Origin of the sequence: Algibacter amylolyticus, assembly GCF_014202225.1 — a bacterium.
Lineage (GTDB): Bacteria > Bacteroidota > Bacteroidia > Flavobacteriales > Flavobacteriaceae > Algibacter_B > Algibacter_B amylolyticus.
Map to the genome: position 1 here is coordinate 133,912 of NZ_JACHGE010000008.1, position 12,373 is coordinate 146,284.

Sequence of the window (12,373 nt, forward strand, 5' to 3'; positions counted from 1 at the left end):
TTGTATCGTTGAAGCTTCTAGTTTCCCAACATTCTAATTCGGTAGTAGGTTCTGTAGGTTGTGTACCTGTTACTTCCCACGCACAAGTTGTATCGTTAAAGCTTCTAGTTTCCCAACATTCTAATTCGGTAGTAGGTTCCGCAGGTTGAGTGCCTTGGTTTTCCCAAACACAGGTAGTATAATTATATGTATAATTATCCCAGCAGTTAGTTTGGGTAGGAGCATCTTGCTGAATTACTGTCACAACAGCAACACAAGTGTGAGTGTTACCAGAATCACTTGGATCTGTAGCTGTTAATGTTACATTGTTTGTGCCAATATTTGCACATGTAAAACTAGAAATATCAATAGATAAATCTCCAAAGCTAGTTCCATCATCAAGATTTGCTGCGGTTATAGTTACGTTGCCTGTAGCATCTAATGTAGCATCAATATTTTGACATGAAGCTATAGGGTCATTTGACTTAATATTGATTGTGTAATCCTCAACTTCGCCATAATTAAATGATTCACAAGGGTCATTAGCAAATTCACCTGTTATGTTATAATACTTTTGAATAATTCGCATTCTAGTTGTGCCAGCTAATGCATTACTAGGAATTGTAATATTGCCAGTAATAGGACTTGTAGTAGATGAAGGGTTGCTTAAAACTTGTTCTCCAGAATCTGTAAAATCACCATCCTGATTAAAATCTATCCAAACAGATGTAGCTAATTCATATTGAGTTCCTGTATAATGTTTAGAAATCGATATTGTTTCAGTACTACCTGTTGGAATTAAATTATGACTTAACGATGTAAAATTAGAATAGCCTGAAGTATTACCAGTAGAATTATTATCTATAGATCCAAATGATACATTATCTATGTAGAAATATGTACCATCGTCACCGTCTGCAGAACAATATGAAACTGCTGTTGAAAACTGTGTTGAAGCTGAATAATTAGAATTGTTTACACATTTGCTACGCACTTGAACGTCATAATTTGTTGAATTATTTAGTCCTGTTAAGTTATGAGTTGTTGTTGATATGTTCAATACATCTATCCAGGTACCAGAAGTTGATTCTTTGTATCTAAGATCGTAAGTTGCTGATGGGGTATTGTCCCAATTTATTGTTGTGCTAGTACCTGTTATACTTGAAGCTGAAACATTCGTAGGAACATCTGTTACACAAGGTATCTCTAAACTAATTACTTTGAAATCATCAAAACTAAATCCATCAAAAGTAGTTGGATAGCCATCTGCTCTATTATTACTGTCTGAATCAAAAACAAAACGAAAACGAGCATTTGTTGCACCTAATAAAAAACTATTTTCTGTGGCATCTATTGCTATCTCTTCCATGACCCATTTATCCATAGTATCGGCATCATAAACTAAACCAGCAGAGGCTTGATTATTTTTGTCGTTAGTACTTTTACCTGTACTTGTGTTAGAGCTGTAGGTGGAAGTATATCTATTAGTCGCTTCGCTAGCACCGGGTTTAGTGTATTTACCGCAAAGCGGGATCCATGTAGAACCATCTGTAGAACCTTGAATTTGAGCGAAATCAAAATTTCGTTCTAAATCCCATTTTGCGAAAAATTGAATTACTGATGCTGTTGAACTAGATAAATCTATTGTAGAATTAAGTGTTAACCTTCTATTAGATTGACTATTTGCATATGAACCAGATGGCGCATAAGAAATAGCTTTTGTACCCGAATAGGCATCTGTTGTTGTTCCCCAAGTGCCTCCAGAAGCTGTCCAATTGGTTAAGTTATCTGTATCAGGGTTATCTTGGAATAATACATTAGGGTTAAAAGTTTTTATAATGTTAGCTCTATACATGACATAGCCATCATCATTAGTAACAGTAATTTCAAATTCAATTTTTTCATTATCTACTATAGATGTTTTTAAAGCATAGGGTACCGAAATAGTTCTTTGCTCTAGTTTGTTCCAACTACTTTGAACAGAAGTATAAGGGGCGTCATTACTTAAATCGAAAGTAGAAGAAGTAAATCTGATATTATTGTTAGGGGAAATTGGAGCTATACTTAATGTTATATCTCCTAATGTTTGTCCTAAATATTCTAACCCAAATTCTAAGTTACCTGCAGTAGCTGTAATATCGCTAGAATTTAAATCATGAAACTGAGCAAACTTTCCGCTATGGTATGCATTTACAAAATTCATTCTTACGGCTCTTTGAGCTATATCTACAATTTGTGTTGCACTAGGCCAAAACGTACCTTCACTACCGTCATGTGCTCCGTTTTCAGGAGCTAAGGCTAAAATACCTTGTCCAGAACCGTTAGATCCGTTTAAATCAGTCGCTCCACCAAGCATCCAATCACTCATGTCGCCGTTTGCAATTGTTAATATATCTGGAGCTTCACCGTAAATATATCTGTTAAATCTAGTCATGTCATGACAAAACTTATGATATTCAGCTTCCCTTCCTGATGATGGTGCACCTGGGTAACCGTTGTATGAGTGAGGTATTAAATTTGATTGAGCATGATGATTCATGGCTGTTTTAAATTCTCTAGTTGCCGAAAAGTTTCTAACAATTTGAGTTTCTGGCTCAGAAAAAGCAGAAGGGCCTCTGTAAGTACCACTACTTTGTGTTCCAGAAGAGCCAACACCACCATTGGCATAAATGCTATGGCTTCCCCAAAAATAATCGTAATTTCTGTTTAAATCAACACCTCTTACGTTATTGTTACCTGTGTTATAAGGTCCTAAGTTTTTACGTTGATAACCACCACCAGATGGTGCAATTTGCTCATTCCACATTAATCCATCTGGATTAGCTACAGGAATAAAATACATTTCATGATTATCCACCAAATTTTTAATCCCCGTATCTGTGTTATAATTTTCTAATACATACCACATATAGTAAATCAAGTTCATCATAGAACTTACTTCTCTAGAGTGTGTCATGCCAGAGTATAAAGATTCTGGTTCGTTAGGTTCATCTGTATCTGGATTGTCAGATATTCTTACATAATATATAGGTTGACCGGCCCATGTATCATAAGTGCCGTTATTAGTATAAGAATTACCGTGGGTTACAGTCCCAGGAGAAGCATCTGTTTTTACGGATATTAAATTAGGATATAACGCCCGCATCTGGTCTAGTTCTGCTAACATTTCACTATATGTTAAACATCCCATCATACTTCCTAAATTGAAGTTGGTTGGTACGTCCCAGTCTACTTCTGTACAGCCTTCATATTGAATAAAGTTATTTATACTTTTACTTTTAGTACTTAAGGATTTATTAGCTAATTTTTTAGCTTTTTTTGCTTCTAACGCAGCTTTAGCTATAGGAAGTTCTATTTCGTTTTTCTTTTTATAATATTCAATTAGATCTTCTACCATAATAGTATATGGTATATTTTGTTGATATAAAGCGTCTAATTCTCCTTCACCTAGTTCTAAAATTAAACTATTGTCTTTAAAAATTGCGCCACAGGCTAAATCAATACCAGCAACTTTAACTTTTAAGAGTTGGTCTTTAGTTGGATTGTTTATTTTAATTCTCTTTGCGCTAATATTTTGAGAGAATGTAAGTTGCACCATTAACAATAGAATAGCACTTAGTAGAGTAATTTTTTTCATCAGATTTAGGGGATTGAATGAATTTGTGGGGCGAATATAGGATAATAATTGAAATATCATCCATGAAGTGCTAAAAAAATCGATGAAATACATATTTTTATTTGATTTAGGTCATAAAGTACTACTCTTATGGCATGAATAATTAAAAACGAATTAATGATTTACAATCTCATTATCAAACAGATGAAATTGCTGTATTTTGATTTAATAATTGCTGTATTTCATATTTAGATAGGTGTAGAGCAAAATAAGTACCATATTGAGTCAAAATTTAGGAAGACTACGGTGTTTTTTTGTATTACTATTGTACCATATTGTAATTACCATAACCGTATTATGAAATCAGATCAAAAAATATTAAAAATTCACGAGAAGGATAATGTTCTCGTTGCATTGGCAGATTTAAAAAAAGGAACAGAAGTTGTTTACGACTCAAAAACTTATGTTTTACAAAACGATATTCCTGCTAAGCACAAATTTGTAACCGAAACTTTAGCAAAAGGAGATTTGGTTTACATGTATGGTGTTCTAGTTGGTAAAGCTAAAAAAGATATCGCTAAGGGTGATATGATTAGCACGACCAATCTAGTGCATGATACCGAAAGTTATGGTGTGAACGATACTAACGAAAAAGAAGTTTGGCTCGCTCCAGATATTTCAAAATTTGTTAATAAAACATTTAATGGATACCATAGAGGAGATGGCAAAGTAGGTACAGAAAACAATTGGTTAATTATACCATTAGTTTTTTGTCAGAATAGAAATGTGGAGGTTTTAAAGCAAGCTTTAGTTGAAAAATTAGGTTACGGAAAAAAACAACATTTAGGATTAGATGTTGATGCTTTAATTAGCGATTATAAATCAGGAGTTTCAGCGGAAGCAATTTTAGAAAAGGATATTTTAAAAGAAGGTGAAGATGCTTCTAAAAACATGTTATTTCCTAATGTAGATGGTGTAAAGTTTTTAACCCACGATGGTGGTTGTGGTGGTGCAACTTCAGATGCTGTAACCTTGTGTAACTTATTAGCAGGTTATATTAATAATCCTAATGTAGCAGGAGCAACAGTATTAAGTTTAGGTTGTCAACATGCGCAGGCAAGTATACTTCAAGATGCCTTATCAAAAATGGCATCAGCTAACACAAAACCTGTTTATGTATTAGAGCAGCAACAAAGTGTTTCAGAAAAAGAATTATTAGCAGATGCTGTTAAGCACACCTTTGTAGGGTTAATGGAAGCAAACAAGATTGAAAGAAAACCAGCAAGTCTATCTAAACTAGTTATAGGTTTAGAGTGTGGTGGATCTGATGGGTTTTCAGGTATTTCGGCTAATCCAACTTTAGGTTATGTGTCCGATTTAATTGTGGGGCTTGGTGGTGCAACCGTGTTATCAGAATTTCCAGAATTAAACGGTGTGGAGCAGGAATTAATTAATCGTTGTACAGATTCAGAAAAAGCAAAAAAGTTTTCTCATATTATGTCAACTTACAACTCTAAAGCAGAAGCTTTAGGTGCAGCATTCTCAATGAATCCTTCACCAGGAAATATAAAAGATGGTTTAATTACCGATGCTATAAAATCTGCAGGAGCAGCTAAAAAAGGCGGAACATCGCCAGTAGAAGATGTTTTAGATTATACCGAGCAAGTTGTAAAACCTGGTTTAAACTTATTATGCACACCAGGAAACGATGTGGAATCTACAACAGGATTAGCGGGCTCAGGGTGTAATGTTATTTTATTCACAACAGGATTAGGTACTCCAACCGGAAACCCAATTACACCCGTTGTAAAAGTATCTACCAACACTAAATTATTCAATAAAATGAATGATATTATTGATTTTAATACAGGTACTATTATAGAAGGTGAAAAAACTATTGAACAAGCTGGCGAAGAATTATTGGATTTTGTAATTGAGGTTGCTAGCGGAAAGCAAACGAAAGCAAGACAACTAAAACAAGACGATTTTATTCCATGGAAACGCGGCATGTCTTTATAACATATAAACTACAAAACTAATTAAATAACCATGACAAAATTTAGTTTAAAAAACAAAGTAGCCCTAGTCACGGGTGGCGGAAGCGGTATAGGTAAAGCCATATCGTTAACCTTTGCAAAACAAGGTGCAGAAGTACATATTTTAGATTTTAATCTAGAAGCTGCACAAGACACTGTTAATGAAATTGAAGCTTTAGGCGAAAAAGCAGCAGCTCATAAATGTGATGTCGCTAATCAATCTAATGTTGAAAATATTGTAAAGTCAATATCAGATAAAGGTACTATCGATATTTTAATTAATAACGCAGGTATTGCTCATGTTGGTAATATTGAAGCTTGTGAAGAAGCCGATTTAGATCGTCTATATAACGTAAACATAAAAGGTGTTTATAATTGTATTAAAGCGTGTTTACCAGCTTTAAAGAAAACAGGTAATGGTGTTATTTTAAACCTAGCATCAATAGCATCAACAGTTGGAATTAACGATCGTTTTGCATATTCCATGACTAAAGGAGCGGTTTTAACCATTACATATTCTATCGCTAAAGATTTTATTAAAGACGGTATTCGTTGTAACTGTATTGCTCCAGGTCGTGTACATACGCCTTTTGTTGATAATTTTATAAAAAATAATTACCCTGGTAAAGAGGAAGAAATGTTCGATAAATTATCAAAAACACAACCAATTGGTCGTATGGGTAAACCTCAAGAAATGGCAGATTTAGTACTGTTTTTATGTTCGGATGAAGCTGGGTTTATTACAGGTTCAAACTACGCTATTGATGGTGGATTTGTAACATTAAACGGAAATTAAAAATACTATATAAATTTAAAGACTTAATAAGATGAAATTAATAAGATTTGGAGCAGTAGGAAGTGAGCAACCAGGTGTACAATTAGAGGATGGAACAATCATCGATGTATCGGCTTTTGGAACAGATTATAATGAAGAGTTTTTTGGAAACGAAGGTATTGAAAAGCTTGAAGCTTGGTTGAAAGACAACCAAAAATCTTGTCCAATAGTTGGTGATGATGTACGTTTAGGAGTACCATTAACAAGACCATCTAAAATTGTTTGTGTTGGTTTAAATTATGCGCAACATGCAGCCGAAGCTGGTATGGAAATACCAAAAGAGCCTGTTTTGTTTTTTAAAGCGACGTCTTCGTTAGTAGGTCCAAATGATGATGTAATTATCCCTAAAGGTGGCGATAAAACAGATTGGGAAGTAGAATTATCTATAGTTATTGGGAAAAAAGCATCTTATGTTGATAAGGCTGATGCTTACAATCATATTGCTGGTTATGTGTTACATAACGATGTTAGTGAGCGTGCTTTTCAATTAGAGCGTTCAGGACAATGGTGTAAAGGAAAAGGTTGTGATACATTTGCGCCTGTAGGACCATTTATTGCTACTAAAGATGAAATTAAAGATCCTAACAATTTAAATCTTTGGTTAAAGTTAAATGGCGAAGTCATGCAAAATAGTTCAACTTCAGATTTTATTTTTAATGTGGAGTATGTAGTGAGTCACATTAGCCAATTCATGACCTTATTACCAGGAGATATTATCTCTACAGGTACTCCATTTGGTGTTGGTTTAGGTTTAACACCTCCAGTATATTTAAAGCCTGGTGATGTTATGGAATTAGGTATTGAAGGTTTAGGTGTGTCAAGACAAGTTTGTAAGGCATACACTAAATAAATAATTTTTTTTAGTTACAGAAACATGAGTCGTCAAATGGTGTCTCATGTTTCTGTTTGCTAAAAGCTCAATATTATTTTCTTGTTTTCGGGTGTTTAAAGATTATTAGCCTCCGGAAATTCATCTGTAAATAAGCATTGTTTTAAATATTTAATTTAAGAAAATATTATATCATGATTATTGATTCACATCAGCATTTTTGGATTTATGATGCAGTTAGAGATAGCTGGATTGATGAAACTATGAGTGTTATTAGAAAAGATTTTCTTCCTAAAGACTTAAAACCTATTTTAGATGCTAATCATGTAGAAGGGTGTATTGCTGTGCAAGCAGATCAATCAGAAAAGGAAACCGAATTTTTACTTCAATGTGCAGAACAAAATCCTTTTATAAAAGGTGTTGTAGGTTGGGTAGATTTATGTGATGATAATGTTGAAGCACGTTTAAGTCATTTTTCAAAAAACAAGAACCTTAAAGGCATACGTCATATTGTACAAGCCGAAAAGGACGATTTTGTTTTAGGTGAAGATTTTCAACGCGGTATTAGTAAACTAAGTACCTTTAATTTGGTTTATGATATCTTGGTGTTTCCAAGCCAATTGGAAAATGCTATTAAATTAGTTGAAAAATTTCCTGACCAAAAATTTGTACTCGATCATATTGCAAAACCTCAAATTTCAGAAGGATTAAACGAAAAATGGGTAAAAAATATTAAGCAGTTAGCAGCATATAAAAATGTAGCGTGTAAAATTTCTGGAATGGTTACCGAAACCGAAAATTTTAATTGGACACCAGATCAATTTACGCCGTTTTTAGATAGTATTGTTAATGCTTTTGGAACGGATCGTATTATGTTTGGATCCGATTGGCCGGTATGTTTATTGGCTGGCGAGTATAAAAGTGTATTACAACTAATTGAAAATTATTTTATTGATTTTTCCAATGAAGATAAAAAATTGATCATGGGAAGAAACGCCATAAAATATTATAATTTATAAACTAAATAACCGTAAGAATGGACTTAAATTTAAAAGATAAAGTAATAATAGTTACCGGCGGATCTAAAGGTATAGGCTTAGGTATAGTAGAATCTCTTATTCGCGAAGAAGCTATTCCTGTAATAATTACTAGAAATAAAGCGAGTGTAGATGAGGTAATCGAAGTATTTAAAACCCAAGGTACAAATATTACTTATGCGTTGGCAGAACTTACAGATCCAGAACAATGTAAAAATGCAGTTCAATCTGTAGTAGATAAACATGGTCGTATAGACGGGCTTGTAAATAATGCTGGTGTAAACGATGGTGTTGGATTAGAAAGTGGCGATTACGAAGGATTCATGTCGTCATTAAAACGTAATGTCGTTCATTATTATTTAATGGCGCATTATGCTTTACCAGAACTTAAAAAGAGTAAAGGTGCTATAGTAAATATAGGATCTAAAACGGCCGATACTGGTCAAGGCGGTACATCGGGTTATGCAGCTTCTAATGGAGGAAGAAATGCCTTAACTAGAGAGTGGGCTGTGGAGTTGTTGCCATATAGCATTCGTGTAAATGCTTTAATTGTTGCAGAATGTTACACACCATTATACGAAAAATGGATTAGTACGTTCCCAGATAAAGAAGAAAAATTAGCAGCCATTACAAAGAATATTCCATTAGAAAATAGAATGACTTCTGCTGAAGAAATTGGAGATACCGTAGCTTTTTTACTATCTAGTAAATCGAGCCATACAACAGGGCAGTTATTGTATGTGGATGGCGGTTACACACATTTAGATCGTTCCATTTAATAGTAAAAAAACAAGAATTACAAACTAATACTAAACCAATAAAATATAATGAGTAATATAACAAAAACACCTGTTGTTTCTAAAAAAGTACTGGTGCCATTTATCTTGGTAACTTCTTTATTTGCATTGTGGGGATTTGCTAATGCGGTTACAGACCCTATGGTAAATGCCTTTAAAAAAGTTCTAGAATTATCAAATGTACAAGCCTCTTGGGTGCAAATGGCGTTTTACGGTGGTTATTTCTGTATGGCTTTACCAGCAGCTATGTTTATGAGAAAGTATTCTTATAAAGTCGGCGTTTTAATTGGTTTAGGTTTATATGCTGGTGGGGCTTTATTATTCTATCCAGCAGCTATTACCGAGCAATTTTGGTTTTTCTGTTTAGGCTTATATGTTTTAACGTTTGGTTTAGCATTTCTTGAAACTGCAGCAAACCCATACATTTTAGCAATGGGCGCAAAAGAAACAGCTACACAACGTTTAAATCTAGCGCAGTCTGTTAATCCTGTTGGTTTAATTGCAGGGTTATTAGTGGCTAAATATTTTGTTTATGATAAGTTACAGTCGGATGATATTGCAGACTTTAGCGCCTTAGATGACGCTAAAAGAGCTATGATTAAAGTAGCAGATTTAGCTGTTATTAGAGATCCTTATGTGGTTCTTGGACTAGTTATACTAGCTGTTTTTGTGTTGTTTTTGGTTAATAAAATGCCACAATCTAAAGAGGAAGGTGTTATGCCAAGTTTAGGCGATACCTTTGGTACGTTACTAGGAAACAGCAAGTATGTTTTAGGTGTTGTAGCTCAAATATTATATGTGGGTGCTCAAATTATGACCTGGACTTATATTTATCAATATGCAGAAGCTATTGATTTAGCCAACGCCGATGTTGTTGGATATGAGAAAATTGATGTATTCGCATACCAATTTATAGCATTCGTATTGTTTACCGTTGGGCGTATTGTAGGTACTGCCATGTTGCGTTTTATGAGCTCTGGTAAACTATTAATGTTTTTCGCAATTTTAGCAGGTGCTTGTGTGGCTAGTGCTATGTTTATTGAAGGAATAGTAGGTTTATATAGCGTTGTAGGAATCTCATTTTGTATGTCTTTAATGTTTCCAACTATTTACGGTATTGCTTTAGGCGATTTAACCGAAGAGCAATCTAAAGTGGGTTCTGCAGGATTAGTAATGGCCATTGTTGGTGGTGCACTTTTACCTATGTTACAAGGTATGATTATAGATGCCGGGGGTAGTGGTGTAGCAGATACCAAAATAATGGGTGTAGCCGAGGTTAATTTCTCGTTTGTACTACCGTTAATTTGCTTTGCTTACATAGCGTGGTACGGATTTCATGTATTTAGAAAACATGAAGAAAAAGCCGTTTAAAAAATTAAAAATAGTATTATGAAAAAGTATTGTTTTGCTTTAGATTTAGTGGACGACCCTAAATTAATAGCCGAGTATAAGGCATACCATGAAAGTATTTGGCCAGAAATAACAAAGAGTATTACAGATTCAGGTATCGAAAATCTTGAAATTTACTGTATTGGTAATCGTCTGTTCATGATAATGGAAGTTAATAAGGAATTTTCATTTGAAAAGAAAAGTGCCATGGACGAAAACAATCCAAAAGTGCTAGAATGGGAAACATTAATGTGGAACTATCAGCAAGCACTTCCAATGGCTAAAAAAGGCGAAAAATGGTTGCTAATGGATAAAATATATCAATTATAAACATAACACTTTCTTGAAACTTCAGGCTCAACTGGAACTTAAAAAGACGCTGGTTTGTAGAAGTAACAAGAACTATAATCAAATAACTATTATCTCATGAAATTAACAATAAACCCTAAATATCCTTCTGTAACGGATTTAAGAAAAAGAGCCATGGTTAAAATGCCAAAGTTTGCTTTTGAGTATTTGGATGGAGGTTGTAATGAGGACATTAATTTAGATAAAAACCGGTCTGATATTCAGAAAATTGAATTGATGCCACAATATTTATCGAAGTTTGATAAATCGAATTTAAAAACCGAATTGTTTGGGCATACCTATGATGCACCTTTTGGAATTGCTCCAGTTGGTTTACAAGGTTTAATGTGGCCAAATGCACCAGAAATTTTGGCAAAAGCTGCAGTGGAGCATAATGTACCGTTTATTTTAAGTACGGTAACAACCTCTAGTATAGAACGTATTGCAGAAATTACTGAAGGTAAATCGTGGTTTCAATTATACCATCCAGCCGAAGAGAAAGTAAAAAGAGATTTACTAGATCGATCTGCAGCAGCAGGAACAGATGTGTTGGTTATTTTAGCCGATGTGCCTACGTTTGGCTATAGACCTCGTGACGTTAGAAACGGATTGGCTATGCCACCAACAATGAGTCTTAAAAATATTCTTGAAGTTTTTAAAAAACCAGATTGGGCTATTCAAACCTTAATTCATGGGCAACCAGCGTTTAAAACTTTAGAGCCTTATATGCCAAAAGGATTAAACCTGAAGAAATTAGGGGAATTCATGGATGTTACATTTTCAGGCCGTCTTAATACCGATAGAATTGCGTCTATAAGAGACCAATGGAAAGGGAAATTAGTTATTAAAGGTGTTGTAAGTGAACAAGATACTCAAAAGGCTATTGAGCTAGGTGTTGATGGTTTAATTGTATCAAATCATGGTGGTCGTCAATTAGATGCTGGACAATCTACTATTGTACCAATGACACACTTAGCCAAAAAGTACAAAGGTCAAATTAAAATTATGGTAGATTCTGGTCTGCGCGGTGGTCCAGATATAGCACGTGCTATGGCTAGTGGTGCCGAATTTACGTTTATGGGTCGTACGTTTATGTATGGCGTTGGAGCTTTAGGAAAGCAAGGTGGCGATCATACCATTTCTTTAATGAAAAGAGAGTTTCAGCAGGTTATGGAGCAAGTATGTTGCGAAAAGGTAGAGGACTTACCAAATCATTTAATTTAAAGATTTAAGGTGTTAAAAGCATAAGCAGTTGTTTGATTAGCTTATGTTTAGTATTAAATAAGAAAAACCCAAGGCTAAATGTCTTGGGTTTCTCTTTTAAATAAATATTAATTATTAAATTGGGTAATAATTACCCGATTGAGTAAATAGGTCTCAAAATAAGATTTGTATTAAATTTTTATTTATTTGTTAAGTAGTTAGAATCAGGAGTTCTAATAGTATTTAAGAATGAGATACAAATGGGGCATAACCTTTGAAATTAAGTGTGTCTGTGTTTTGTAAG

Annotated in this window: 9 protein-coding genes; 8 read left to right on the forward strand and 1 reads right to left on the reverse strand. The window is 34.1% G+C overall.

Annotated elements, in window-relative coordinates; translation table 11 throughout:
• Window positions 1–3,616: M14 family zinc carboxypeptidase (locus HNQ90_RS14275; RefSeq protein ID WP_183822366.1), on the reverse strand; the 3,616-nt coding region annotated here is incomplete at its 3' end.
• A gap of 336 nt (window positions 3,617–3,952) precedes the next feature.
• On the opposite strand from HNQ90_RS14275, the gene HNQ90_RS14280 reads away from it, so the two are divergent.
• From HNQ90_RS14280 to HNQ90_RS14315, 8 genes are all read left to right on the forward strand, one after another.
• Complete coding sequence (locus HNQ90_RS14280; protein ID WP_144117824.1) at window positions 3,953–5,614, forward strand: UxaA family hydrolase; 1,662 nt, start codon at window positions 3,953–3,955, stop codon at window positions 5,612–5,614.
• Between the two features lie 30 nt (window positions 5,615–5,644).
• Window positions 5,645–6,427: an SDR family NAD(P)-dependent oxidoreductase gene (locus HNQ90_RS14285; protein WP_144117823.1), complete on the forward strand. Its 783-nt coding sequence runs from the start codon at window positions 5,645–5,647 to the stop codon at window positions 6,425–6,427.
• Between the two features lie 31 nt (window positions 6,428–6,458).
• On the forward strand, window positions 6,459–7,316 hold the full coding sequence (locus HNQ90_RS14290) for a fumarylacetoacetate hydrolase family protein (RefSeq protein WP_144117822.1): 858 nt from the start codon (window positions 6,459–6,461) through the stop codon (window positions 7,314–7,316).
• Window positions 7,317–7,489: 173 nt separating this feature from the next.
• Complete coding sequence (locus tag HNQ90_RS14295; protein ID WP_144117821.1) at window positions 7,490–8,314, forward strand: amidohydrolase family protein; 825 nt, start codon at window positions 7,490–7,492, stop codon at window positions 8,312–8,314.
• A 17-nt stretch (window positions 8,315–8,331) separates the two neighbouring features.
• Window positions 8,332–9,111 (forward strand): L-fucose dehydrogenase, encoded by a 780-nt coding sequence (locus tag HNQ90_RS14300; protein WP_144117820.1) that lies wholly within the window; start codon window positions 8,332–8,334, stop codon window positions 9,109–9,111.
• Between the two features lie 48 nt (window positions 9,112–9,159).
• On the forward strand, window positions 9,160–10,500 hold the full coding sequence (fucP, locus tag HNQ90_RS14305) for an L-fucose:H+ symporter permease (protein ID WP_144117819.1): 1,341 nt from the start codon (window positions 9,160–9,162) through the stop codon (window positions 10,498–10,500).
• A gap of 18 nt (window positions 10,501–10,518) precedes the next feature.
• Entirely contained in the window at window positions 10,519–10,848 is a 330-nt protein-coding gene (locus HNQ90_RS14310; RefSeq protein ID WP_144117818.1) for an L-rhamnose mutarotase, read from the forward strand.
• A gap of 96 nt (window positions 10,849–10,944) precedes the next feature.
• On the forward strand, window positions 10,945–12,090 hold the full coding sequence (locus tag HNQ90_RS14315; protein ID WP_144117817.1) for an alpha-hydroxy acid oxidase: 1,146 nt from the start codon (window positions 10,945–10,947) through the stop codon (window positions 12,088–12,090).
• Window positions 12,091–12,373: the final 283 nt, after the last annotated feature.

Excerpts from the sequence above, each read along its gene's own strand:
- HNQ90_RS14280 (WP_144117824.1), top strand. The coding sequence starts at position 3,953 with ATGAAATCAGATCAAAAAATATTAAAAATTCACGAGAAGGATAATGTT.
- HNQ90_RS14285 (WP_144117823.1), top strand. The coding sequence starts at position 5,645 with ATGACAAAATTTAGTTTAAAAAACAAAGTAGCCCTAGTCACGGGTGGC.
- HNQ90_RS14290 (WP_144117822.1), top strand. The coding sequence starts at position 6,459 with ATGAAATTAATAAGATTTGGAGCAGTAGGAAGTGAGCAACCAGGTGTA.
- HNQ90_RS14295 (WP_144117821.1), top strand. The coding sequence starts at position 7,490 with ATGATTATTGATTCACATCAGCATTTTTGGATTTATGATGCAGTTAGA.
- HNQ90_RS14300 (WP_144117820.1), top strand. The coding sequence starts at position 8,332 with ATGGACTTAAATTTAAAAGATAAAGTAATAATAGTTACCGGCGGATCT.
- fucP (WP_144117819.1), top strand. The coding sequence starts at position 9,160 with ATGAGTAATATAACAAAAACACCTGTTGTTTCTAAAAAAGTACTGGTG.
- HNQ90_RS14310 (WP_144117818.1), top strand. The coding sequence starts at position 10,519 with ATGAAAAAGTATTGTTTTGCTTTAGATTTAGTGGACGACCCTAAATTA.
- HNQ90_RS14315 (WP_144117817.1), top strand. The coding sequence starts at position 10,945 with ATGAAATTAACAATAAACCCTAAATATCCTTCTGTAACGGATTTAAGA.